Here is a 24,927-nt window from a genome sequence, read left to right on the forward strand (position 1 = left end):
CAAGTGCATGTGCCGCTTACTCAACAGGGCTTTTCAATTGTCCTGATTAGAGGGTACACTAGAGGATGGGTGTCGTCAGCCAGATGTTGGCCGGCACTTTAGCGCCACAAGGAGGCAATTTTATACGATGCATACTACAGAACCATTACAGTCCTGGCAGGATGGTCCTACCAGGACTGCGATTATAAATTTCGTTCAGCAAGTCACGGACAGCACGCATCCAGCCTATGTGCCACCGGCAGAACGTATTGCCGCCTTTGATAATGACGGAACCCTCTGGTGCGAGAAGCCTTCATATGTCCAGGAAATGTTTATCATCAAATATTTCCATGCCCGGGTCGAGCAGCATCCCGAGTTACGCCATGTTCAACCGTTCAAAGCTTTTTGGGAAGATGATCGCGCCTATTTTAAAGCTTTAAGCATTCAAGAAATAGGTCAATTAGTTCTGGAGGCCGTGGCTTCTATTCCACAGGCAGAATATATTAAAAATGTGCAGGCATTTTTTAAAGATACACAGCATCCACTCTATAATCGACCTTTTACTGAACTGGCCTTTAAACCAATGCTGGAACTGGTCGAGTATCTGCATGCACATCAATTTCAGGTCTATATCGTCACCGGTGGGGAGACCGACTTTGTGCGTGAAGTATCCGAGCAAATGTATGGCATTCCACGCAGTAAAGTGATCGGTAGCGCGGTCATGGTCAAATTTGAGATGCACGATGAGCGACCAGTTTTAGTCAGACAGAAAAGCATGCAGGAACCATTCAACGAAGGAGCGGGTAAGGCCATCAATATCCATCTGCATATCGGCAGACAACCGATCCTGGCCGTGGGTAATTCTAATGGTGACCTGGATATGCTTCTCTATATCGAAGATCAACAACGCCCAACTCTTCCGCTGCTGATCCATCATGATGATGCCGAACGCGAATTTGCCTATGAGCATGGAGCCGAGAAAGCGCTGCAAACCGCAACGGAACGTGATTGGCAGATTATCAGTATGAAAAATGACTTTAAGCACATCTTCTCATTCGTGCCAGAACAGATAACCAATACCAGCGCATAGATAAATATATTATTCAACATAAAATCAGAGGACACCTGCAAAGCACGTCTACAGGTGTCCTCTGATTTTTTTGAGCTCACATTATTCTGCTGGCGGATGAGGATAATCGCTGACCGGAGGCCGTTCGCGCTCAGGTTGCGGCGCTCCTGGTGTCTCATTGGGCTGTCCAGGAGCAGGATAGCCTGGATATGAAGGCTGGCTCCCATAGGGCTGACCCGGCTGCGGGTATGGTTGGCCCGGATATGGTGGCTGCCCTGGCTGTGGATATGGCTGGCCTGGATACGGTGGCTGCCCTGGCTGCGGATATTGCTGTCCTGGATACGGTGGCTGCCCGGGCTGTGGATATGGCTGTCCCACAAAAGGTTGGCCTGGATAGGGCATACCAGCCATAGGGTTAGGGTGAGCTTTATTAAACAGAGAGCGTCCTAATAAACCGCCCAATGCGGCCATGCCTGCCCCAATGCCAATCGTGAACAGCAGCCCAAATACAATGCCAAAGAGACCACTGGCAGCCAGAATCGAACGCATAGCTTCTGGTCCTATTGTGCGAGATGAACTACTGGTTGTTAGATGCTCAAGGTTTTGATTGAGAGTATACGAGTAAAAGATGATTATGGCCAGAATGGCATAGGGCACCCCATCAAAGATAGCAGCCCACACTCCACCAATCGTGGCCGAACCAACTTTGCCTGCCTTCCTCGCCACCAGCACCCCCACAAGAAAGAAGATACCCAACACAATCAACCAGTCAAGACCGGTTACCAGTAGACCGAAGGAAGCAATACCAGGCGTATTAAGTAAAAATGTATTGATGCATAGAACAATAGCACCCAGTACAAACAATCCCAACCCAAAAATGAGACCATAGCGAAATGAGATTTTTCCTCCATCCGGAGGAGTATATCCCTGTTGCATACCATACTCCTTGCTAAAAGCAGAGTAGCATTTCAAATTGTGAATATGCTTTTGTTTAGTTTAGACTGGTAATTCAAGTATTTTGTCTTGTCTATTATAAAAGAAAAAAGGCCATATCACCAGAGATTTACTGGCAATATGACCGCAGTTTTATTACCTGATCAATTTATTGGTTGTAAGGGGTATTCACAGGCCCATCCACAGGTGCTGTGGTTTTCGCAGCCTGACTGCGTCCAACCAGTCCTGCCAGAGCACCGATACCTGCACCCAGACCAACCTGAACAGCCAGATACAATACCAAACCAATGATAGCAGCAGCAACCATTGCACTCTGTAAATTTGCAGCTGAAGTATGTGCCTGAGCGGCTGCCTTATTGATAGTATCCTGCATAGTAGCAGCACCCACAGTAAAGAGGCTAATAAGACCCCAGATGAGAGCGATCAATCCGCTAATCAGGCCAGCGGCCAACCCTGCAATCGTAGCAGCTGATACTTTGCCTGTCTGACGTGCAACCAGGAAGCCAACGGCACAGATACCAACCAGCCAGACCACCCAGCTGATGATGCCAAAAAAGCCAAGATGGGTAAAAGTATCCAGCAGGCTACAGATAACACCAATAACGCCAATACCTACACCATAGATCGCGCCCTGACGAAACGCAAACTTCCCTGTACCAGGCTGATTTACAACAGGTTCCATTGTTGTAGCTCCTATCACTTGAATAAAAAGATCTGAAAAAATTTCGGACGATAAAGTTTTTTGAGATGCTAAATGTATTTAGTATCTTGTAACTAATTATACCACGTAAGATTGATAAAAATCGATTATATTCTTTAGCTTTTTTTCTTGATTTGCTTTTTTCTAAGCATTTTCTTATCTTTCGATAACCAGATTACAATCTATGCAGATTTGACATCCGACGTACCGGCAGCGCTTCAACGAAAAATATTGGTGCTGGTCGCAGCGATCAGTGCTGCCGGTACGTCGGATGCCCACCATCATGAGGAATGAGTGACAAAGGTGGGGATGAAGAGTATACTTCGGTTTGAATGTGTGAATCACGTGAATGGAATCCAGGTTGAAAGGCGAGGGGATGCAGTATATATATAAGAAATCGCTTCTGTCCCGAGCTCTGAATATTGGCAAAATTATTCTCGTATGCTTTATTCTAACGAGTGTTATAAGCTCTAGTTTAAATCCTCTTTATAATTTTGATACATTTGACATCTTTAATCCTGATGCAATGATGAACACGAATGCTACTATTCATCCGCCCATGGCTGGCGCTTATGCGAGTGGGCATTATCGCAATCTGTTTGCGGAACTGGGTTATAGCAATAGTACGATCCAGCAGAAACTGGAGAATGTCTGGCAACAATTATTCTATGGGAATGATGATGACCAGCGCGTCTATTATCCTGCTGGTTCGGATATGGCCTATATTAAGGATATTGGCAATGGCGATGTACGCTCCGAGGGTATGTCATATGGTTTGATGATCGCTGTCCAGCTCAATAAACAGGATGAGTTCAATCGCCTGTGGAAATGGGCGCGCACATATATGTACCACGATAGTGGAGATCATAAAGGCTATTTTGCCTGGCAGTGCACCACGAGCGGATCCGTAATGGATCATAATGCGGCCTCTGATGGGGATGAATGGTTTGCGATGTCGCTATTTTTTGCCGCTGGCCGCTGGGGTAATGGTGCAGGTATCTATAATTATCAGACTGAAGCTCAAGGCATCCTGCATAATATGTTGCACCATGGGACCATCAATAGTGTAACCAATATGTTTGATGCCACACAGAAACAGGTCGTTTTTGTGCCTTATGCCAACGGTGCCACCTTTACCGATCCTTCGTATCATCTGCCCGCATATTATCAATTGTGGTCACTGTGGTCCAAAGAGGATCAGCAATTCTGGGCCGATACCGCCAACACCAGTCGCGCATTTTTCAAGACGGCAGCCAATCCGGACACTGGACTAATGCCCGATTACGCGGACTTCACGGGACAGCCGCATAATGATGGTGGACATGGTGATCTGCGCTTTGATGCCTGGCGCGTGGCCAGTAATATCGGCGTCGACTATTCCTGGTTCGCCGCCGATCCCTGGCAGAAGGAGCAGAGTGATCGCCTACAATCCTTCTTTATGAAGGAGGGCATGAAAACATATGCCAATCAGTATAGCGTGAGCGGCTCCCCACTTTCCAGCGATCATTCAACCGGACTAGTTGCCATGAATGCGGTAGCCAGTCTGGCGGCGACTAAAAGTCAGGCCTGGAAATTTGTGGATGCCCTCTGGCACACACCTGTTCCGAGTGGCAAATGGCGCTACTATGATGGCATGCTATATACCCTGGCCTTACTTGAGGTCAGTGGTAATTTCCGAATCTATGCTCCTCCGGGTGAAGCGCAGAATAATCCACAGCCAATACCAACCACACCCGAGGCGACACCAACGGCAACGGTGGATAAGCATACACCGAAGCAGACACCCACGCCAGCGTCAGGCAGCCAGATAGCAGTCGAAGCTGAACTGGCCTCCAATAGTCTGTCTGGAGGAGCAAGAGCGGTTGCCTGTTCGGCCTGCTCAGGCGGTCAAAAAATCACAGGAATTGGCAAAGGAGGCACATTGCTCTTTAATAGCTTCAAAGTCGATGCTGCCGGCGACTATACCCTCAGCATTAATTACATAAATGCTGATACGAGTCCACGCCAGATCTCTATGAGCTTAAACTATGGCTCGCCTGTCACGATTACATTTCCAGGTAAAGGCAATGCCAATACCATCGGCACAGCGCAAGTAAAAGTCCATATGCAAACTGGCTATAACTCGATCAAGTTCTATAATGATAGCGCTACCGGACCCGATCTGGATCGGATTGCCATCCATCCATAAACAGACAAAAACAAGCAGCGAGCTTTGCAGACGCGAAGCTCGCTGCTTGTTTTTATTGCCCAAAATCATTCAAGAAAATCGATTTAGTATTACAATTGCCAGCGTATACTGAAAGTGAAGAGCATAGAGCAAGACTAATAATTGAGTGGGAAGATTTTCAGAACCACTCAACTTTATCATCTCCGAGAGTAGGGGTGCGGAGTTATTTTGAGAGGGAGGAGAGATTATTATGCGCATTCTATTTATTACTCCTTATGTACCATCACCTATACGTGTACGCTCGTTCCATATCCTTAAAGCGCTCTCCCATGAACATGAGATCTCTCTCGTTTCCCCACTCATAGAGCAAGATCAGTTAGAGCTGGTCAAAGAAATCGAGAATTATTGTACCTCAATCGATCTGGTTACAGTATCAAAGCGGCTGGCATATACCAATTGTCTGCGTGCGCTGCTCTCCTCGTTAAGCCGAAAAAGCCTGCCACTAGAACTCGCCTATTATCAATCTGACACCTTTATCCATTGCCTTAAAGAAGTTGTGCGACGGCAAAAAATTGACGTGATCCATGGTGAACTGCTAAATATAGTTCCAGCCCTCAATACACTCCATAAGGATATCGCACTACCAATTGTGTACGACGCGGTTGATTGTGCCTCATGGTCGCTTCAACAAAAACTAGAGAAGACCAGGCATCCACTCAAGAAGCTGTATATCTATAGCGAACTACAAAAAACACGCCGCGTTGAGCGCGATGAACTACAGAACTTCGATCAATTGCTGATTGGCAGTGCCACAGACCGGGATCGTTTAGGGCAGATAGTAGCCCACTCAGCGGCGATGGCGGTAGTAGGCAATCAAGTAGATACGGATTATTTCACGCGCCGTTTACCACATAGTACAACCAATTCACTGGTCTTCTATGCCGACCTTGAAGCTGAGGCCGCTACGCAAGCGCTGTTACACTTCTGCCACCTGATACTGCCACTCGTCTGGCAGGAGAAACCAGAGGTTACGTTGACGATTGTTGGTAGCAAGCCATCAACCACAGTACAAGCCCTGACGGCCGATCCAAGAATTACGCTTACCGATGCGGGAAGCGATGTACGTCCTCAGCTGGAAAAGGCGACCGTCGCGCTGGCACCTTTTCTGGTGGCTGCCGATAACAAATTCAAAATACTGGAGGCCCTGGCCATGTCGACTCCTGTGGTTACAACCATACGCTGTAGTCAGGCGCTACAGACGATACCAGGACAACATTTGCTGGCTGCAGAAGCTGCAGAAGCTCAGGCTTATGCAGAGGCCATTTTATCGCTACTCAACAATCCTGCGCTGGCCAGAAAACTGGGCCAGCAAGGCAGGCAATTTGTGCTTGAACATGCTAGCTGGAACAGCGCAAGCACCAGACTCAATCACATCTATCATACCTTGCCTGGTATTGCTCATTGCCAGGAAAGTAAAACGTTCTTATCTTTTTTACAGAGTCCGCACACCGAGCAGATTCGCAAGGTATGACACGCGCTGATATTCCATCGCCATACACACAACAGCTAAAGATAAGAAAAGATAGAGCGGATACACAGAAAAGAGGAGTCCATGACAACCGGGCAGTATTTACAGGCATTATCCAGGCGCTGGAAACTGATTCTCTTATGTATTCTACTGGTGGGACCAGGAGCATATCTGGGCAGCAAGTTGATTGTACCCAGATATCAAGCCACAACTATTATCCAGCTCGTTATGCATTCAGAACATAATCCGCTCGATACCGACAGCCTGACAGCCAGCGATCAACTGGTACGAACACAGGCGCAACTGGCCATCAGCATTCCTGTATTACGCGAGGTAGCCTCACACTACTCCGACCTTTCCATCGAGCAACTGGCAAAGAACGTGAGCGTCAATGCCAGAGCGGGTACACAACTCTTCTCGATTGATGTACTTGACCCGGATCCCTGGCGTGCCGCCGCCATCGCCAATAACGTCGCATTGATCCTGATCAAGCAACAAATTGCACTGATCCAACAAAATAAATCCTTCTCCCTCAAACAAATTCAGCAAGATCTCAAGCAAACACACCAGCAAATCGCAGACGCCGATAAGCAGCGTGCCAGGCTCGCAACAACTAAAGACAATGAGATCGAACAGCGAGCAATGGACGCCAGAATTGAGGATTTGCACCTGCATTATAATCAATTACAATCGCTGCTGGCCCAGTTAGAGATAACCGAAGCTCAGGGAAGTACCTTTCTGCATATTGTGCAACCTGCCCAGCCTGCGACCACTCCATCTCAGCCAGATATCCGCCTGAACACCGCGATCGGCTTATTAGCTGGCTTATTGCTAGGCCTGTTGCTGGCATTGCTCCGCGAACACCTTGATCCCAGGGTGTATTCAGAAGAGGCACTGGCAAAAATGGTGGATTGGCCAATGCTCGCCACGATCTGGCGCGAAACAGCACGGACAAAAAAACAGCGTAAACAAAAAGAGACACTACTGCTACCAGAGGAGAAGAGCGCCAATATCGAGGCCTATCGGCTGCTGCGTGCCAACGTGGGCTTGTTACAGACGCAGAAACCGCTGCGCTCAATCGCGATTATCAGTGCCACGCCACAGGACGGGAAGAGCACGATTGCGGCCAATCTAGCAATTTTTATGGCCAGGGCTGGCAAGAAAACGTTGCTGGTAGATGCGGATATGCGCCGACCAACCCTGGAGAAAAAGTTCCAGCTGGCAACCGGACAAAAAGGCTTAAGTAATGCCGTGCAGCACTGCTTGCAAGAATATCGCATTGCATCCTCAACGCGGACCCTCCAGGGCCAGGTAACAACAAACTTACGCTTGTCACTCCACGACTATATATATCCGACAGACACGCTCAATCTGTCAATTATGCCAGCAGGCTCCCTGCCACCCAATCCACCTGAGCTGCTGGACTCTAAAGCGATGAATGGTGTCATAGCCCAGCTGGCAGCTAGCGACTTTGAAACGATTATTTTTGATACGCCACCCTTGCTCGGCCTCTCTGACACAAACATCCTGCTGGCCAAAGTTGATGGTGTGCTCATCGTCGTGGATAGCACTAAAATCGATAAAAAAAGTATACGCCGCATGCAAACTCTCCTGGGACAGTATGCCAACCAGGTCCTGGGATGCATTATTAATAAACAAAAACACAGATCACACGAGATTCCTGACAGCTATTACCGCAACCAGCCAGATGCAGATGATGAGTTACTCGTCACCGCAAATAAGTCCAGGGATCGTAGCAAAAGAGGATTTATCCCAGGCAAGCGGATAGAGCAGTTGGCGAAACTGGATACGCAACCGCAACAGACAATTAGTAGCCAGCCACAGGAAGGTTACCTGACCGTTGAAGATGATATACACCTCTACTACAAGGTGCTCGGCAATCGACCCGAAAGCATCATCATTCCTGCCGCGAGCTGGCTGGCCGCCGATCTGGATGCGCTGGCCAGAGAATATACACTGATTTTCTACGATCAACGCGGGCGCGGCAAATCGGATACGATTGTAGACGCGGCAAAGATCGGTATGCAGCACGATGTGAATGATCTTGAAGCGATCAGACGCCACTTTCATGTCACCCGTTGCTCGCTCTTAGGCTGGTCTTATCTGGGTGGTACCACAGCTCTCTATAGCATGCAGCATCCAGAGCGGGTAAACTGCTTGATCCTGGTGGCACCCATGGCGCTGCGTTATGGCGAATACGAAGATACACGCGACATTGAGCCTGATAAGCGGCTGGATCCTCAAGCGATCAAACGCCTGGAAGAAATGCTGGCCAACGGCATCGACAAAAAAGATCCTGGCACCTATAACCGTGAATATATCAAGGCCACCAGACTCCCACGACAGATGGGAAGGCCAGCAGCGCTGGCACAAATGAAGAGTGATCCCTGGGTATCATCCAACGAATGGCCAGATACGATTTCAGCGTTCTTTGAAAAATTCGCAGCCTCTATGGGAGAATGGGATTGGCGCGGCATGGCCGCCCGACTGGAGGTACCAACCCTGATCATACACGGTGCAGAAGATCTCATTCCGCCGGCATCGTCAAAAGAGTGGGCCGAGATACTACCCAACAATCGCCTCTTAATCATCCCAGAAGTAGGTCACTATCCCTGGCTTGAAAGTCCTGATATCTTTCTCACAGCCGTAGCGGGATTTATGAAAGATACTGAAGCACAAAAGTCCGAGCCGTCGCAAAAAGTAGGCATGATCCAGAGTCGACGCAAAAAGGGCTAATGCTTATTATTATCCATTGTAAAAACAAAAAAAGCATGCTATAACAGAAAAGCAGCAGATGCGAAAGACCAGCGAAAAAATGACTTAGGGAAAGGATCTATCTCTTATGATGCCACAGGACCCTCCTCGCTTGATTGATTTTCATAGTCACTATTATGACGAGGGCTGGCTTCCATTACCAGTTCCGCAAGGAACCACAGGCGTTGCGCGTGCATGGCCGATGCTGACCAATATTGAGGCTCAGCTGGCAGCGATGGACGTAGCAGGTATCGATGCCAAAGTTATCAGCGCGCCTGCCAGCACCATCGTCTCTCCTGTGGAACAATTACCGCTCATTTTAATGGAGCGCATCAACGACCAGATAGCCACGCTGGTGGACCGCTATCCCGACCGCTTATTGGGTCTGGCCACCATTGATGCCTTTCAAGGCAAGGCGGCAGCCCGTGAAGTTGTGCGCGCAATCAAGACACTACATTTACGCGGTATCTGCATAGATTGTTCACAGGGAGGTCACTACCTGGACGCCAATGAGGCCCGTCCTGTGCTGGAAATGGCGGCGGAACTGGGTATCACCATCTTTGTGCATCCTGTCAGTCCAGCGGGTTTGACCGAGCGACTCTCCCATCTGGGTCATACAGGTACCTTACTGGCGCGAGGGACAGAAAACGCAGCCAGTATTCTTTCACTCTTACGCAGTGGCATACTTGATAAATATCCCAACCTCAGAATTGTCTTGCCCATGATAGGCATCGCATCCCTCTTCTTCTCGGGCATCGCCGAACACGAATATCGGCGCGCCGACAACTGGAAAGGCTCCAGCCCGGCTGAACTCAGGAAAAACCTGTATATCGACACCATGGGCTTTGACATTCCAACGTTGCGCTTCGCCATCGATCTCTTAGGACCCGAGCATGTCCTGATTGGTAGCGACTGGCCGATCATGCCTATCACCACCCGCCGCCGCGTCGACGAACTACTGGCCATCCTCAAACTCACAGAAGAGCAAAAAGCAGCCATCCTCAGCGGAAACACAGAACGCCTGCTCACCCCCCTGACGTCTCAATAAAAAGCCCTCAACTCGTAGCGGCAGCCCTTGCAGCTGCGCTCAGTCCCCGTATGAGCAAGCGCCTTCGCAGTTGAAGATCATTCATTTTCCGGGTTGCTGGATAAAGCGCGTATAGAGGCCGGTCCAGCCTACCGTACAGAGCACATTGTGAACAGGATCATAGGTCACATCTCCGGGCTTTGTCAAACGTAATTGGGTCGGGGTCGGTAATGTAACCAGTACAGCTCTGGCTGGCACACTGGAGGATGAATAGCCAAACTGTTGGAAGACCTTTGGAGGCTGATCACAGACCTTTTGTAGTCCTGTCAACGCAGTGGTTGCATGCTGATGAATAGTCTGTACAGCCCCGGTATCATCAGACAGTGGCAAAAACCAGATGACGCTCAAAGCACAGAGCACCATGAGCGAACAGAGAATACGCCAGCGATGACGCCTGACTTGATGAACAGACTTGAAGAGAGCCAGTCGATGGCGAACCATAAATCTGTCTAATTCATCAGGAAAGCGCTCATTTTTTATACCTGATTGAGAGGCGAAGCCACGAAAAAGATATTTCATTGCACTTAATCCTTGTTAGCTTGCTGGACAAACCAGGGGCTATGGAAAGTACATTTGACGCATTAAAGCAAATCGTCATGGCTTAGAAGTACATCGATCTAAAATAATAATAATATATAAAGCTCTAGAATGATAGTCTTAAAGCTAAAGAGTTTCTGATTGTCATTGTTGTGCTCGGCCACTAAAGTGCCCATTATTATTGTAGTAGGTTGTGGTGAACATGGCGCGATCGCGCCATGTTCACCACAACCTACTACAACTCTTTAGAGTGCGAGAAGCCATTCATTAAGGATAAAATGCAGGTGCAAAATTGCTGTGTAGCGGCGTCTAATAATAAGGTGAAATATATAAATAGAACAAGGACGTATAGTTATGAAAAAATATGCTGGCTTAATGATATCTTTATTGGTCTGTATGATAGCAGTATCTTTTAGTGCCTGCGCTTCAGATGCACCTTCAGGTACTACGGCAAAGAAAGATCAACCATCTATTCCCAAAAGCTCATATACCCTCCAGCAAGTGTTCCAAAAAAGCTCAGATGCGATGAAAAAATTGCAATCAGTGCACATCGAGTTGTCATCTCAAAGTAATAATCAAATGAGCAATGGCAAAACAACCAGCACCCTCAAAGGTTCCGGCGATGAAGTCCAGCCAGATCAACAGCAATTTAAGTTAACCCTTAATTCATTCGAGCAAGCCATTCCAGTTGCAGAAGTAGTCAAAGGAGATAAAGTCTATATTCAAAATCCTGAAAAGAAATGGTTTGTCACCAGCACCAAAACATATGCCAGTATGGCCGCTAATCCCTTCGCCGGAGTCACATTTGATCCGCAGGATCTGCTACCTGTCCTGTCACATATCACGGTTCAGGATCATGATCTGGAAGCCGTCGATGGTCAGAACATGCGGCACATCACCGCGACAATGGATAAAGATGCGTTAAAACAAGTATTAACTGGCAGCACCCAGTTACAGAAAATTCAGGGACAACAGTACCTCCTGGCTTTGCTCGCCAGTGCAACTAAAGTACAATCCAGTATCGATGTCTGGATCGATGAAACGAACTTTTATATGCACCGGGCCCAACTGAAAATCAACCTGCAAGCTGGCAACAATACATCGACACCTACCAGTACAGATACGGCGGCACCCACACCTGGAGCCAATGCCACCATTAGCGCCATGGATGTCAATACCACGCTCGATTGGAGTAAGTTTAATCAACCTGCCACAATTACCGCGCCTGCCGATGCCACGCCCGTTGATAATCCCGAAAGTATCTTTAACGTGGCCCGCCCATAAGCTGTTCTTAAAAAACAGTTAGTTACTTTTGATCTGACCACTCTCTAGCTGGCTTTGAATCAGGCTGGTGTAGAAGCCATTCATACTCAAGAGTTCGTGATGCGAACCGCGTTCAATAATCTGGCCTTGATCCAGCACCAGAATCTGGTCTGCATTGCGAATCGTGCTCAGACGATGAGCGATGATGATCTGTGTACAGGTCAAATCGCGTAAATTGCGCTCAACGGCAGCCTCGGTCACAACATCCAGGCTGCTGGTCGCTTCATCCAGCAACAAGATGGCTGGAGCCGTAGCGATAGCACGGGCCAGAGCCAGTCGCTGGCGCTGACCACCCGAGATGGCACTCCCACCCTCAGAGACAAAGGTCTCGTACTCCATGGGCATCTGCATCACATCATCATGCAAGGACGCGATTTGCGCGGACGTAATCACCCGCTCCATGTCCATGCCTGGATCATTGAACGCGATATTCTGGCGCACAGAGCCACTAAAGATATTGGTTTCCTGCATCACCACGCCGAACTGGGAGCGCACCTGCTGATAATTCAGCGTACTCAGAGCAAGATCATCATAGAAGATCTCGCCATCAGTCGGCAGATAGAGTCCCAGCAACAACTTCCCCAGGGTGGTTTTGCCAGAGCCAGATTTGCCCACCAGCGCGATCTTCTGACCGGCGGCGATATTGAGATAGATCTGTTTGAGAATAGGCGCTGAATGCGGATCATACTGGAAAGAGACATTTGCCAGCCGTACATTGCCCAGCAAATGTGGTGGCGTTTGCACGGTCGTAGCATCCTGTTCTGGTGAAGCCGCCATCACATCCGAGATACGCTCAAGATGGGCCTGGACGTATTGCAGGGTCTGGGTACTGCTAATCAAAGAAGAGAGCGGTGAGAGAAAGGCAATCGCCAGCGCATTTAAGGCCAGCATCGTACCAGGACGCAGACTACCATTCAAGACCTGCACGGTGCCAACCCAGAGCAAGAGAAACGGGGCCAGCGCAGACAATGATCCCATCCCCGTCGAGACCACAGAAGAGATATAGTTGCGTCTGATGGCCACATTCATCTGCTCAAAAAAGAAATTCGACCAGGTACTACGAGCGCGCTGTTCGGCGCCGGCGGCCTTCAGCGACACAATCCCTTTGAGGACTTCAGAGAAGTATCCCTGCGCTTTACCGCTGGCGATCAGTTCGCGCCGCGCCAGATCACGTACAGGACGCGCAGTTCCAAGCAACAGGATCCCCTGAAACACGCCGATCAATACAACGATCAGGGCCAGAAATGGAGAGGCCAGCAAGAGGATGATAAAATAGACCAGCACAAACACACCGTCCAGAGCCGTGGAGATTAACTGGTTACCGATAGCATCGCGGATCACCAGATTGCTGCTCAAACGCGAGATAATATCACCGCTGGAGCGCTGTTGAAAGAAGCGCAACGGTAGCTTCAACAAATGATCAAAGAAATTAAGCATCATCTCTATATCCAGCCGCGCCTGCAGATACGAGAGGACCGTGGCCCGTAATAAGGTCGTGACGGTCTGGGAAACAATGATCAGCAACAGACCGATACTGACCAGGGTCAGGCCATCAAGCAGCCTGGCAGGGATAATCTGATCCACGACAATCTCAGTGAAAATGGGCACCACCAGGCCGAACGCCTGCAATAATAATGAAGCCAGCAAGATCTGTCCCATGACACCGGGCGCGAGGCGTAAATAACGCTGCGCATACGCACGCAGACTCAGATGCTGGCCTCTCGCATTTTCAGTCGAGAAAGCGGGTCCCGGTTCCAGCATAATAACAATGCCGGTAAAGCTACGATCAAACTCCTCCCCAGTCACACGGCGCCGACCAAGGGCAGGATCCACCAGTTGCACACTCTGCAACGACCACTGCTCAACAAGCAAAAAGTGATTAAATTCCCAGTGCACAATAGCGGGTAGCTTGATATGGCGAAAATTATTTTCCTGCAGAGAGATCGCCTTCACCTGCAAACCATAGGCCCGGGCAGACTTTATCAGGGCCAGCGCATTCAGGCCATCACGCCCCACACCACAAAACTCGCGCATCTCAGTCACAGTCGTTTTACGGCCATAATAACTCAGGATCATCGCCAGGCAGGCAGCCCCACACTCGACCGCCTCCATCTGCTGCAACAAAGGGACGCGAAACGTATGTCCATGTTTTTTACCAGACTTCAAAATTGAAGCATCTACATCATCTGGTGTATTATTCACTGATCATCCCCCACAAACTGACCCACCCCGGGAATCAAAGCAAGCACGGGACGTGATCCCACTTGCAATCTGACCGTAATCACGCTCCCCGAAAAAGCTCGCAACGAAAAGCCCGGTGGAGTCATGAGCTTGACGACCACCGCAGGCTCTATCAGCACGCCCCAGGCCCTACTCCCTAACACAAAGTGTTGACGCGCCACACTCGGTGTAATCACCCGAGGACTCACCCATTCCAGCACCGTCGTAAAGGCCGGTCCACTATTTCCCAGTTGGACCTGTACAGTTTGTCCCACACGCATATGTGTTCGTTGAGCAGGCGACAAAAAAGCATACAATCCCTGATCGGTCTGGTCCGTTGATTGTCCCAGCACAATTCCTGAGCCCGTCGTAAAAACTGGAATCCGCCCAAACCAGGAAACCACCACGGCCACCAGCAGAATAGCCAGCACAATCCACAGATACAACGCTGTCCGCAATGAAATAAGGCGTGGCAGAACCGTTGTTTGATTTTGCTGCGCATAGTGCTCTAATGCGCGTTCACGATATGGAGGAAGCCCGGACATAGCAGATTACTTTCTTCCATCACGTATCCCACGTATCCCACAACCGCTAAAAGTCAGAGGTGCGATTTTCTACATGTATAATCCCTCCATACATTAACGCACCTGCCCTGTTGTGTCAATAGAAATGCATATGGATATAGGGCAGCCAGTTTCTGTGGACATTATCACCCCTGATTGCATTCATGTTGAACCATACTTAAGAAAGTACGAAGAAAGTCGAACATAATTAGTGGTGAAGTAGATAGTGAGAAAACCAGATGGTTGAAGGACATTAACAGTTCTATACATACTTTTTCGCATTACTATCACCTGAATATATTGGCTATAACAGACTATCCTATAGGTCGTCTGCAAGCTAAAAAAAATAGTTATTGTTCAGTTTTCTCTATATAAAGAACTGAACCTTAAGGAGGATTTTTACAATGACAAAAGCAGATTCAACCAATATTGAAACCTACTTAAAAGGCTTAAAGTTTCCAGTTCAGCGCGAAGAGATTGTGAATCTTGCCCGCAAACAAGGTGCCAATGAGCAGATTTGTCGTCAATTGAGCCAGCTACCCAATGTTCATTATCGTTCCATGAACGAAGTGAATCGCGATCTGTCCCTGGGTACCGGTTCAGGTCAGGCTGGTCGCAATTAGCTTGCCTGCCAGGCAGATAGCGTGGAATGTGTCTATCAACCACGCTATCTGCCGAAGCACAAAAAAGAGTAGCTCCCAGGAGTTGCTCTTTTTTGTGCTTGCGCCCCCTATCTGGGAGCGTCACGCTCAGCCACACGCGGGCACTAAAGTGCCCATCATTCCATGAGTTATCCCGAATTTTGAGAACGGACGTTCAACCCTTGATGGAAGGCTGTTGAGGGTTGAACATTCCAGGCAAATAAAAATACAGGTCGGATCTCTTGAAAGAAGCGGCTTAAAGCCCATCTGAGACGATAGATGGGAACTTTCGCTTCTTTCTGCTTTTTCCCTGTTCGATGACAATACTCACGGAAAATCCATGTAATGATATCTCTGTAATCATCATCTAAAAGATGCAAAAGCAATGAATGGACGAGCGATATGATATGAAAAAACTTGTTACGCTTCTCCTTCTTCCAGATGCGAATCGTTTCAATCGCCAATTCACTCTTTTCATAGCGAAACACGGTTTCTACTTGCCATCTTCTGCAGTAGGCTTTGTAGATCTTCCATGCTTGCTCTTCCGTCTCAATGCATCGATTCGTCACTAAATACCATGGTTCTCCTCCTCTTCTTACAATCACAACCCATAATGTTTCTGAATAGGATGCATGTCGTACCTGCATCCAGGTAATCCCTGTCTTGCGATTCTCATGCTTTACTGCATCCCAAATCATACGATGATCTCTTGATCTTTTCTTCTTTCCTAATTGACCTAATGAGTTCTCTTCCCCATTTTCATCAAAAAAATGATGCCCTTTCTTCCATCGAATCACGAAATCAACGTGCCGCCTCCACATCATCTCTAACCATGGACCACCAGCGTATCCCCGATCAAACACGTGCAATACATTTCTTCCCCACTCCCTCGCTACTTTCGCTAACATTTTTTCCTCTTCCTCTTTGGTCGTTTGAGCATCTGGACCTCTTCTACTCCAAAAGTCCATCATTGCCAGTGATGGCTTCCCTTTCTCTCCTACAACCACACACGCTGTCCACTCGTATCCTTGCACAATGATCGGTTTTCCTCCTGGCTGATTAAATATTCCCTTCCGCGATTTTTTTCGCCTTGCTGCTTTACTTGACCGAACTGCACACAAATCTTCTGCTTTTTGGCTCTCTGGCTTTTCTATCTCACTTCCGTCCCAAACGACGAGAATCTCCTCTCCCTCTCTCTTTAACTCTTCATATCGCTCTTGGGCCTGATTCCATTGGAAGATCCTGATCAGCTCTTCACTCCATTTTTCCGATGTGAGCAGGCGATGAATCCTCTTTTCTCCTGCTGTCGCTTGTCTCCCGCTGAGCATGGTTGACCCTAATTCGCTGACCATCAATCCTGTTGACTGATTTCTAGCTTCGATAATGGTTCGGATCAGCTGGAGAATGTCCGCACTAACCGCTTATCCACATACGCGTCTAGCGGCCTGGCAAGCGGCTCCAGATATTCTTCCATCAAGCTGGTAACTCGCTGCAATTTTTCCTGCGCCTCTTGCCGCTTTGTTCCTGCTATGGCATACTTGAGTGACATCGATGTTCAAAGACCTCCTGCTTGCGTTTTTTTTTGGTAGTGCAAGTATAATTCAGGAGGTCTTTGTTTTCTTCTTTTCACCCCTTTTTTCTTACTCGAACACATGTTCTCAAAATTCGGGATAACTCATGATATTTTGAGTGCCAAAGGCGCGAAGTTCCAACGAGTAAGATCTCGATAGTATGAGCTTTAGTTATATATTTATGCAAAATTTATGATGGCAATTTCTAGTAATAAAAACAATCAGAATAATCTCATAAATCAATAAGAAGTAAAACAAAATTTTGTCAAAGATGAATTTTCCGTGCCAAAAAGGGCTGAAAGTTGTAACCTCAAGAGACTTTTTTTGTGTTCTCTCTGGTAGAGGTCAAAAAATTTGGCTATAATATGATCCTCAGAGATGGATTAATGCCAATCTTAGCAATAATTCCGGATCATTCTATCCAAGGGAGGATTCCTTCTTATGATTCATGAGCAACGTCAAGCTCTCGATGAAATGATTGTCAAAATGCGCTCAGGCCGCCTGACACGCCGCAGTTTTATGCAGCGTGCCGCAGTAATTGGCCTGAGCAGTTCTGCTGCGGTTTCGTTACTTGAAGCCTGTGGTGGTAGTTCAAACAGCACTGGTGGAAATGGCGCTGCAACCAATATTGTCTGGCAGAGTGATAACGATACCACGCACACTTATGAAGGTATCGTTAATAAATTCAACAGTACAGTTGGTAAGCAAAAAGGTATCCACGTTCAGTGGATCCAGGGACCAACACAAACACAGGATATGTTAACCAAATATAATAACATGTTCCGTGCCCGTAGCCACAGTAACGATATTATCTCTCTCGACATCGTGTATCCAGCCCAGTTTGCTGAGCAGCAATGGACTGTGCCGATCGACGAAAGCAAATGGCCATCCAGCGAGCGCGCCAAATATCTTCAGGGTCCAATCAAAGGTTGTACGTACAATGGTAAGCTGTGGGCAGCCCCATTCCGAACCGACCTTGGTCTGCTCTACTACCGCAAAGACCTCGTTCCTACCCCACCTCAAACCTGGGATGAACTGACAAAATCCGCTGCCAGCGTCTCACCATCCAAAGTGAAATATGGCTATGTCTGGCAGGGTTCACAGTATGAAGGCCTGGTCTGTGACTTTGTTGAGGTTCTCTATGGTTTCGGCGGCTCCGTACTGGATGCCAATGACGCCACCAAAGTAACCATCAATAGCCCACAGGCGTTACAAGCTCTAACCACGATGACCAGCTGGGTCGGTGGCATTTCACCAGCCGCCATCACCACCTACACCGAGGATCTGTCACTGGCAGCCTGGGAGCAGGGCAATGCGGCTTATATGCGTAACTGGCCATATGCCTATGTAAAGAGCAATAACGCACAGGAATCCAAGATTCCGAACAAGTTCGATATTGCTTCATTGCCACATGGTGGTTCTGAGGCCAATGGCCACTCAGCTATCGGTGGTTGGAATATGGCCATCAATGCATACTCACAGCAGCAGGATGCCAGCTGGGAATTCATTAAATACGCCTTGAGCCCTGAGTCTCAGAAGGCTGCGGCAATTGGTGCCAGCTACACAGTTACATTGCAGAGCGTCTATGACGATCCCGATGTACTGGCCAAAGTACCTCTGTTTGGCAAGCTGAAACCAATTCTGCAAAACGCCCTGCCACGTCCTGTTTCACCAAAATATGTTGATGTCTCGGATGCAATCCAGCGCAACATCTACAAGGCCCTCAAAAAGGATGCAAGTCCTGCTGATGCTTTGAAACAGCTTGAATCTGACCTGCAAAAAGTAGTAGGCTCCAAGTAATTTTTTTCTTAAACTGCCAGTGAGGTTTAAACAAACTTCACTGGCACGTTTATCAGTGAAACTGAACTTCTAGTGACAAACGAAAAATAGCAGGCACCTGTTAGCAATGATGTTCTACCGCCTCTATTATCTTTTTTGAAGTAAAGCGAAAGAGAATTATGGCAACACAACAAGCTGAAGTAAGCACCAGAAAAAAACCAACGCGACGAGGGGGTAATAAAGATGGCAGTGGAATCATGCCATACATATTGGTGCTTCCAACGATTTTGCTTATCCTGGTGGTCGCAGTCTATCCAATGCTGGATTCTTTGCGTATCAGCCTTCTTAGTAATCCCTTCCTCCCCTCACCAGGCTTTGTAGGTCTGGACAACTATACGAAAGTCCTTACAGACTCCGTCTTTCAGAATTCGATTTTGAATACGGTTATTTTCACCGTAGTCAGCGTGGCCCTCGAAACCATCTTTGGTCTGGGCATCGCCTTATTGATCAACAAAACCTTCCCTGGTCGTGGTCTGGTGCGTGCAGCTATTTTGGTACCCTGGGCCTTCCCAACCGTCGTCTCAGCCCAGATGTGGTTTCTGATGTATAATGACCAGACAGGTATCATCACGTTTATCCTGCAATGGATGCACCTGCTCAAACCTGGCGACACACTGATTGGTAGTCCCAGTGGTGTCATTATTGCCGCATTGATTACAGACGTCTGGAAAACCACACCATTTATGGCCCTCTTGATCCTGGCAGGCCTGCAGGTTATTCCCGATGAACTCTATGAAGCCGCCGGTGTAGATGGAAGTACACGCTGGCAATCCTTCTGGCGTATCACCCTTCCATTGCTGCGTGATTCCATGATCATCGCCCTGATGTTCCGTACCCTGGATGCCCTGCGCGTCTTTGACCTGTTCTATGTCTTCGGCAAACGCTCAGTACAGTCCATGTCAACCTATGCCAACTACTTTATGTTTGGTGGCACAACCAGCGATTTCACGCCCGGTGTAGCAGCCGCAGTCATCGTCTTCCTCTTTGGTATTGTCATCAGTCTGATTTATGTTTCGCTGATGGGTAATACCTTAAAACGAGTGAGTTAAAGATGTTTATAGATAACCAGAACATACTTTCAGGAGAGGACGAGAGACAATGGCTGTAACGGAGCAAGCAACTAACAGGTCTATCGCACAGGCCAAAGCACGTATCGCTGCAAAGCAGCGCATGGAACAAACAGGAAAAATAGCACGCTATATCGCGGTGATAGTGATTGTAGTTGTCTCACTGGCCCCGCTCTACTGGACATTCGTGACCTCGGTCAAAAATGGTCTTGAGATTAATGCTTCACCGCCAACCATTTTTCCGCAGCAGTTTGACTTCAGCAATTATGTCCAGGTACTGACCAATTCAACCTTTTTCTTGCCGACATTGAGAAATAGTGCGATTATTGCCTCCGTCACCACGGTGCTGGCTCTGCTGTTCGGTATTCTCTGCGCTTATGCGCTGGGACGCATGAAATTCAAAGCCAAACCAGCGGTCCTGGCAACCGTACTTTCAGTACAGATGTTTCCGTTTATCGCGCTACTCGGACCACTGTTCGTCTTATTCACAGGACCAATCTATCTGTACAATACCTACTGGGCCTTGATTATTGCTGACCTGGTATTGAACATTCCATTGGTCGTCTGGTTCCTGACCTCGTTCTTCCGTGATCTGCCACCAGATCTAGAAGAGGCAGCCCGCATAGATGGTGCATCACGGCTCAAAGCCCTGTGGTATGTCATTATGCCATTGACGGCTCCTGGCATCTTCTCATCGGCGATCCTTTCATTTATCGCGGTCTGGAACGACTTCCTGTTTGGTCTAAACCTGACCAGTGATGAGAGCGCACAACCTGTAACCGTGGGTATCACCCGCTTTAATTCCGAACACGTCGTCGCTTATGGACAATTAGCTGCCGCAGCTATCATTGTGACTATTCCCCTGGTCATCGTCGTCCTCTTCTTACAGCGCCGTATCGTCTCCGGTCTGACAGCAGGAGCGGTTAAAGGCTAATCTTACTCAGACAGACAAAGCGTTTTGTACAAACGCCAGCAGCCAACCCTTGAATATCCAGGGCTGGCTGCTTTTTTTTTCTTCATTGGCATAATGTATTCACACGATCTCTTCACCACTGTTTTCATACCAGTGGCATTCAAAAGCCTGGGCGCTTTATTGCCCCAGTGCGCCCAGAAGAAAAGACATCGGTAAGAGTGAGATTCAGACACATTCTGATCATAATCAGAGATATGCTATGTAATCTAGTGGTCTAGACATCTTGACATTTATAAGGGAAAATTTTATATTTTATGCATGGTCTATCTCATAATTATGCAGAGGAATTCATAGAGGTAGAAATAAAACAGCATCTATTCTAACAGACTTGTTCTCACGAGGTGCAGCTATAGGAGACAGCATTCGTCTACGTTGCTATAGCTGCATATATGTTCTTAAGAGTGGAACTTCAATTCACTCTTTTCGTAGAGGAGAGAACTTGCGATGAACTCAATCAGCACATCAACAGCCAGCCCCGGCGATCGTGTCCTGGGTGCTCTACAAACCCTTGGTCGTTCCCTCATGCTTCCTATTGCCGTACTGCCTGCGGCCGCACTACTCCTACGCCTGGGACAGACGGATATGCTTGGTCAGTTCCACTGGCATTTCATCAACTGGGAAATCCATCTGGACTGGATTGGCAAAGCTGGCGATGCTATTTTCAGCAATCTTCCCCTTATTTTCGCCATTGGTATCGCTATCGGCCTATCGGGTGGTGAAGGCACAGCCGCCCTGGCAGCCGTGGTGGGTTTCCTGGTCTTTACCGCGGTCTTTAACAACATTATTCCTCAGATTAAAGCTGCGGACGGCACACTCAAGCCTGACCCAAACATTACCATGGATGTCCTGAGTGGTATTCTGATGGGCCTGGTCGCCGCTGGATTGTACAAAAAATATCATGATATTCGCTTGCCCGATTATCTAGGTTTCTTTGGAGGCCGACGCTTTGTGCCGATCATAACCGCGCTGACCGCCCTGGTGCTTGGACTTATTTTTGGCATTATCTGGCCTCCGATCGGACAGGTCATTAATGCAATCGGTAGCGGAATTGTCTCTCTTGGACCCTTTGGCGCAGGTATCTATGGCTTCTTGAACCGCCTGCTGATCCCGACCGGTCTCCACCATGTACTCAATTCATATTTCTGGTTTGAACTGGGTAGCTATAAAGGTGCGGATGGAACAGTAGTGCATGGCGATCTGCACCGCTACTTTGCTGGGGATCCATCGTCAGGAAACTATATGGCCGGCTTCTTTGTAATGATGATGTTTGGTCTACCAGCCGCATGTCTGGCCATGATCCGGCATGCCAAATTTCCCAAGGTAGCCGCCGGTATTCTGCTCTCAGCTGCCATAGCATCATTCCTGACCGGTATTACCGAGCCCATCGAGTTCGCCTTCCTGTTCGTGGCACCACTGCTCTTTGTGGTACATGCCTTGCTCACCGGTACTGCCCTGGCCGTCTGCTATCTACTTAACATCAAGATCGGCTTTGGCTTCTCCGCCGGTCTGATCGACCTGCTGCTCAACTTCAATAAATCCAACACCAGCAATCCCTGGCTCCTGATCCTGGTAGGCCTGGTCTATGCGGTGATCTACTACTTTGTCTTCAGCTTCTTTATTACGCGCTTCAACCTGGCCACACCTGGACGCGGTGAAGACTCGACAGGAATGGCAGCCGACTGGATCCTACCTGAGTCCCAGCGTGGACCTGCTAAGCGTACAAAGGAGAGCCCTGCGGTTGATACAGCGGCAACAGCGGAGGAAGATAAAGATACGGTACTGGCCCGTGAAGTCCTGGATGCGCTGGGTGGTAAGGCCAATATCGAGAGCCTGGAAGGATGTATCACACGCTTACGCATCTTCGCCAAAGATCCAGATGCCATCGATGAAGCTCGCTTGAAGTCTCTGGGCTCATCGGGAGTCATCAAAAAAGGGAAGATCGTGCAGGTGGTCATGGGTACGCAATCGGATCGCATTGCCAGCCGTATCAACAGCCTGCGTAAGCAGGATACTATTGACGTGTAGGATAAAACAGAAAGTTGATAAGCCATGACACAAATACACGTACTCGCCCCGATTGATGGCATGGTCGTTGAGCTTGAAAAAGTGCCTGACGAAGTATTTGCCCAGAAAATGGCGGGCGATGGCGTCGCGATTGATCCAACTGGCTCAATCGCGGTGGCACCGATCAGTGGAGAGTTGATGAAGTTGTTTCCAGGGGGCCATGCCTTTGGAATTGTGGCAGGTGAGGTGGAGTTGATCGTCCATATCGGTTTGGACACGATTGAACTCAATGGTACCGGCTTTGAAAATATCGCCACCGAGGGACAAATAGTAGAGGCCGGAACACCAATCGTACGTTTTGATCGCGCCATCATCGAAAGAGAAGGCAAGGTCGTACTCAGCCCGGTCGTCTCTAGCGGCCTGGGCACCATTATCAGCCGTGCCAGTGGTGCCGTCAAAGCGGGACAAGACATCCTCTTTGTCCTGGAAATCTAAACGTTCATCCTGCCTGCCAGATGCTACCCTATACCTCTGCAATAGTGCAGCATTCGGCAGGCTCTTCTTTTTTATAGATGAGAAACATCCACAACACGTTTCCTTGAACTCACGTCCAAAGGGATGACGAAACAGGCCAGGATCGGCTACACTATAAGTCCGACTGGCAGATACGCCAGCAATAAATAAGCAAGGCTAAGGACACGTAAGCGCATGCACAACACGGCATTCCCACCAAGCAACCCATCATTGACAGCCCGGATCCTCCAGGATCCCCTCAATCCTTTTCACTGCTATCGCCAGCTACGGGAACAGCATCCTGTCTATTACTCACGCGAATTTCATAGCTGGTTTATTTCGCGTTATGAAGATGTGCAAAACGTGATCAATGATCCAGTCCTCTTCTCTTCCGAGCAATCCATTAGAAGCCGGCCAAAGGCCACCAGACAGAATAGCAATGCGGCCAGAACCCTGCTCTGGACAGATCCGCCGCGCCATCGGCAGTTACGCTCGTTGATCAACCTGGCTTTTACGCCACGCACCATTGCCAATCTGGCACCGCGCATCACAGAGATTGTGCATGCCCAACTGGATCAAGTTACGCCCTATGGCGAAATAGATATCGTCGCTGACCTGGCCAATCCCTTACCCATTATCGTCATCGCGGAACTCCTTGGCGTACCGATTCAGGACCAACAACAGTTTAAGCATTGGTCCGATATTATCGTCAGTCCGGCACGGCAGGAGAAAAAGCAAGCGGTCATTGCGATGAACAACTATTTTCAAAGTATCGTGCAGCAACGCCGCCAGCAGCCCGAGGATGATCTAATCAGCGCCCTGCTGAGTGCGCATATTGAAGGCATTTATCTCACTGAAGCCGAAATCTTAAGCTTCTGCCGACTCCTGCTGGTCGCCGGTCATGAAACCTCAACCAATCTGATCGGCAACGCCTTACTGACCTTTGCCGAACATCCACACGTCTTTGAAGAATTAAAGGACGATCTCACCCTGATTCCAGATGCCATCGAGGAAGTGATACGCTATCGCACCCCGATCCAACGCCTGCGCCGGGCAGCCACAGTCGATACAGAGCTCGGTGGACAAATGATCAAAGCAGGCGATATCGTGTCGCCGATTCTGGGCTCTGCCAATCGCGATGAGCAGCGTTTTGTAGATGCGGAAAGATTTGATCTCCACCGCAATCCCAACCGGCATATTGGCTTTGGCCATGGCATCCACTTCTGCATCGGCTCCTCCCTGGCGCGCTTAGAAACCAGGATCGCGCTAGAAGTCTTGCTCACACGCTTTACTGGCATGCAGCGCAAACCTGATAGCAAGCTTGAACATGTCGCCAGCTCCTTTGTGTATGGGGTTAAAAGCTTGCCAATGACGTTTGAAAACTGATGGTCAGACAAGTTCTGGCCTCACACTTATA

Annotated in this window: 20 protein-coding genes; 13 read left to right on the forward strand and 7 right to left on the reverse strand. The window is 48.6% G+C overall.

The genetic code is table 11. The annotated features are described in order from the left end of the window. Nucleotides 1–127: 127 nt before the first annotated feature. Complete coding sequence (locus KDW_RS18315) at nucleotides 128–1,069, forward strand: HAD family hydrolase (protein ID WP_151757435.1); 942 nt, start codon at nucleotides 128–130, stop codon at nucleotides 1,067–1,069. An 81-nt stretch (nucleotides 1,070–1,150) separates the two neighbouring features. Here KDW_RS18315 and KDW_RS32295 read toward each other — a convergent pair whose 3' ends face one another. Together KDW_RS32295 and KDW_RS18325 are read right to left on the reverse strand one after the other, a co-directional pair. Then, nucleotides 1,151–1,984 (reverse strand): hypothetical protein, encoded by an 834-nt coding sequence (locus KDW_RS32295; RefSeq protein WP_151757436.1) that lies wholly within the window; start codon nucleotides 1,982–1,984, stop codon nucleotides 1,151–1,153. Between the two features lie 166 nt (nucleotides 1,985–2,150). Then, nucleotides 2,151–2,684: a hypothetical protein gene (locus tag KDW_RS18325; RefSeq protein WP_151757437.1), complete on the reverse strand. Its 534-nt coding sequence runs from the start codon at nucleotides 2,682–2,684 to the stop codon at nucleotides 2,151–2,153. Between the two features lie 394 nt (nucleotides 2,685–3,078). Between KDW_RS18325 and KDW_RS18330 the strand changes: the two genes are divergently transcribed. From KDW_RS18330 to KDW_RS18345, 4 genes are all read left to right on the forward strand, one after another. Next, nucleotides 3,079–4,890, forward strand: coding sequence for a glycosyl hydrolase family 8 (locus KDW_RS18330; protein WP_198925361.1), 1,812 nt, complete (start codon nucleotides 3,079–3,081; stop codon nucleotides 4,888–4,890). 229 nt (nucleotides 4,891–5,119) lie between these two features. Continuing rightward, nucleotides 5,120–6,400, forward strand: coding sequence for a glycosyltransferase family 4 protein (locus KDW_RS18335; RefSeq protein WP_151757439.1), 1,281 nt, complete (start codon nucleotides 5,120–5,122; stop codon nucleotides 6,398–6,400). An 81-nt stretch (nucleotides 6,401–6,481) separates the two neighbouring features. After that, complete coding sequence (locus tag KDW_RS18340; RefSeq protein WP_151757440.1) at nucleotides 6,482–9,154, forward strand: alpha/beta fold hydrolase; 2,673 nt, start codon at nucleotides 6,482–6,484, stop codon at nucleotides 9,152–9,154. A gap of 106 nt (nucleotides 9,155–9,260) precedes the next feature. Next, entirely contained in the window at nucleotides 9,261–10,220 is a 960-nt protein-coding gene (locus KDW_RS18345) for an amidohydrolase family protein (protein ID WP_151757441.1), read from the forward strand. An 81-nt stretch (nucleotides 10,221–10,301) separates the two neighbouring features. On the opposite strand, the gene KDW_RS18350 is transcribed toward KDW_RS18345, so the two are convergent. Further along, nucleotides 10,302–10,778: a hypothetical protein gene (locus tag KDW_RS18350; RefSeq protein ID WP_151757442.1), complete on the reverse strand. Its 477-nt coding sequence runs from the start codon at nucleotides 10,776–10,778 to the stop codon at nucleotides 10,302–10,304. Nucleotides 10,779–11,192: 414 nt separating this feature from the next. Here KDW_RS18350 and KDW_RS18355 point away from each other — a divergent pair, with 414 nt between their 5' ends. Beyond that, nucleotides 11,193–12,080, forward strand: coding sequence for a DUF6612 family protein (locus KDW_RS18355; protein ID WP_269822507.1), 888 nt, complete (start codon nucleotides 11,193–11,195; stop codon nucleotides 12,078–12,080). Between the two features lie 18 nt (nucleotides 12,081–12,098). Here KDW_RS18355 and KDW_RS18360 read toward each other — a convergent pair whose 3' ends face one another. Both KDW_RS18360 and KDW_RS18365 read right to left on the reverse strand, forming a co-directional pair. Beyond that, nucleotides 12,099–14,321, reverse strand: a complete 2,223-nt coding sequence (locus KDW_RS18360) for a peptidase domain-containing ABC transporter (protein WP_198925362.1) — start codon at nucleotides 14,319–14,321, stop codon at nucleotides 12,099–12,101. After that, a complete protein-coding gene (locus KDW_RS18365; protein WP_151757444.1) occupies nucleotides 14,318–14,884 on the reverse strand; it encodes a hypothetical protein in 567 nt (188 codons plus the stop codon). The genes KDW_RS18360 and KDW_RS18365 overlap by 4 nt, the downstream gene beginning before the upstream one ends. A 422-nt stretch (nucleotides 14,885–15,306) precedes the next feature. Between KDW_RS18365 and KDW_RS18370 the strand changes: the two genes are divergently transcribed. After that, nucleotides 15,307–15,525, forward strand: coding sequence for a DUF2795 domain-containing protein (locus KDW_RS18370; RefSeq protein ID WP_151757445.1), 219 nt, complete (start codon nucleotides 15,307–15,309; stop codon nucleotides 15,523–15,525). 167 nt (nucleotides 15,526–15,692) lie between these two features. On the opposite strand, the gene KDW_RS18375 is transcribed toward KDW_RS18370, so the two are convergent. Both KDW_RS18375 and KDW_RS31850 read right to left on the reverse strand, forming a co-directional pair. Continuing rightward, on the reverse strand, nucleotides 15,693–16,895 hold the full coding sequence (locus KDW_RS18375) for a transposase (RefSeq protein WP_151757446.1): 1,203 nt from the start codon (nucleotides 16,893–16,895) through the stop codon (nucleotides 15,693–15,695). 41 nt (nucleotides 16,896–16,936) lie between these two features. Then, the gene (locus tag KDW_RS31850) at nucleotides 16,937–17,092 is read right to left on the reverse strand and encodes a hypothetical protein (protein WP_162005369.1); all 156 of its coding nucleotides are present in this window, start codon (nucleotides 17,090–17,092) and stop codon (nucleotides 16,937–16,939) included. Between the two features lie 463 nt (nucleotides 17,093–17,555). On the opposite strand from KDW_RS31850, the gene KDW_RS18380 reads away from it, so the two are divergent. The 6 genes from KDW_RS18380 (at nucleotide 17,556) to KDW_RS18405 (ending at nucleotide 24,896) form a co-directional block, all read left to right on the forward strand. Further along, nucleotides 17,556–18,914, forward strand: coding sequence for an ABC transporter substrate-binding protein (locus tag KDW_RS18380; RefSeq protein WP_151757447.1), 1,359 nt, complete (start codon nucleotides 17,556–17,558; stop codon nucleotides 18,912–18,914). A 158-nt stretch (nucleotides 18,915–19,072) separates the two neighbouring features. Further along, complete coding sequence (locus KDW_RS18385) at nucleotides 19,073–20,002, forward strand: carbohydrate ABC transporter permease (RefSeq protein ID WP_151757448.1); 930 nt, start codon at nucleotides 19,073–19,075, stop codon at nucleotides 20,000–20,002. Between the two features lie 49 nt (nucleotides 20,003–20,051). Next, nucleotides 20,052–20,954: a carbohydrate ABC transporter permease gene (locus tag KDW_RS18390; protein ID WP_198925363.1), complete on the forward strand. Its 903-nt coding sequence runs from the start codon at nucleotides 20,052–20,054 to the stop codon at nucleotides 20,952–20,954. 483 nt (nucleotides 20,955–21,437) lie between these two features. After that, nucleotides 21,438–23,018: a PTS transporter subunit EIIC gene (locus KDW_RS18395; protein WP_151757449.1), complete on the forward strand. Its 1,581-nt coding sequence runs from the start codon at nucleotides 21,438–21,440 to the stop codon at nucleotides 23,016–23,018. Between the two features lie 24 nt (nucleotides 23,019–23,042). Then, nucleotides 23,043–23,492 carry a PTS sugar transporter subunit IIA gene (locus KDW_RS18400; protein WP_151757450.1) on the forward strand — a complete coding sequence of 150 codons (450 nt, stop codon included), beginning with the start codon at nucleotides 23,043–23,045 and terminating at the stop codon, nucleotides 23,490–23,492. Between the two features lie 213 nt (nucleotides 23,493–23,705). Beyond that, a complete protein-coding gene (locus KDW_RS18405; RefSeq protein ID WP_151757451.1) occupies nucleotides 23,706–24,896 on the forward strand; it encodes a cytochrome P450 in 1,191 nt (396 codons plus the stop codon). The last annotated feature ends 31 nt before the right edge of the window (nucleotides 24,897–24,927 follow it).

This window comes from Dictyobacter vulcani (genome assembly GCF_008974265.1).
Classification (GTDB): Bacteria; Chloroflexota; Ktedonobacteria; order Ktedonobacterales; family Ktedonobacteraceae; genus Dictyobacter; species Dictyobacter vulcani.

Bases quoted from the DNA above. Each gene is read 5' to 3' on its own strand.
- KDW_RS18315 (WP_151757435.1), top strand. From the start codon at position 128: ATGCATACTACAGAACCATTACAGTCCTGGCAGGATGGTCCTACCAGG.
- KDW_RS32295 (WP_151757436.1), bottom strand. From the start codon at position 1,984: ATGCAACAGGGATATACTCCTCCGGATGGAGGAAAAATCTCATTTCGC.
- KDW_RS18325 (WP_151757437.1), bottom strand. From the start codon at position 2,684: ATGGAACCTGTTGTAAATCAGCCTGGTACAGGGAAGTTTGCGTTTCGT.
- KDW_RS18330 (WP_198925361.1), top strand. From the start codon at position 3,079: ATGCAGTATATATATAAGAAATCGCTTCTGTCCCGAGCTCTGAATATT.
- KDW_RS18335 (WP_151757439.1), top strand. From the start codon at position 5,120: ATGCGCATTCTATTTATTACTCCTTATGTACCATCACCTATACGTGTA.
- KDW_RS18340 (WP_151757440.1), top strand. From the start codon at position 6,482: ATGACAACCGGGCAGTATTTACAGGCATTATCCAGGCGCTGGAAACTG.
- KDW_RS18345 (WP_151757441.1), top strand. From the start codon at position 9,261: ATGATGCCACAGGACCCTCCTCGCTTGATTGATTTTCATAGTCACTAT.
- KDW_RS18350 (WP_151757442.1), bottom strand. From the start codon at position 10,778: ATGAAATATCTTTTTCGTGGCTTCGCCTCTCAATCAGGTATAAAAAAT.
- KDW_RS18355 (WP_269822507.1), top strand. From the start codon at position 11,193: ATGATAGCAGTATCTTTTAGTGCCTGCGCTTCAGATGCACCTTCAGGT.
- KDW_RS18365 (WP_151757444.1), bottom strand. From the start codon at position 14,884: ATGTCCGGGCTTCCTCCATATCGTGAACGCGCATTAGAGCACTATGCG.
- KDW_RS18370 (WP_151757445.1), top strand. From the start codon at position 15,307: ATGACAAAAGCAGATTCAACCAATATTGAAACCTACTTAAAAGGCTTA.
- KDW_RS18375 (WP_151757446.1), bottom strand. From the start codon at position 16,895: ATGGTCAGCGAATTAGGGTCAACCATGCTCAGCGGGAGACAAGCGACA.
- KDW_RS31850 (WP_162005369.1), bottom strand. From the start codon at position 17,092: ATGTCACTCAAGTATGCCATAGCAGGAACAAAGCGGCAAGAGGCGCAG.
- KDW_RS18380 (WP_151757447.1), top strand. From the start codon at position 17,556: ATGATTCATGAGCAACGTCAAGCTCTCGATGAAATGATTGTCAAAATG.
- KDW_RS18385 (WP_151757448.1), top strand. From the start codon at position 19,073: ATGGCAACACAACAAGCTGAAGTAAGCACCAGAAAAAAACCAACGCGA.
- KDW_RS18390 (WP_198925363.1), top strand. From the start codon at position 20,052: ATGGCTGTAACGGAGCAAGCAACTAACAGGTCTATCGCACAGGCCAAA.
- KDW_RS18395 (WP_151757449.1), top strand. From the start codon at position 21,438: ATGAACTCAATCAGCACATCAACAGCCAGCCCCGGCGATCGTGTCCTG.
- KDW_RS18400 (WP_151757450.1), top strand. From the start codon at position 23,043: ATGACACAAATACACGTACTCGCCCCGATTGATGGCATGGTCGTTGAG.
- KDW_RS18405 (WP_151757451.1), top strand. From the start codon at position 23,706: ATGCACAACACGGCATTCCCACCAAGCAACCCATCATTGACAGCCCGG.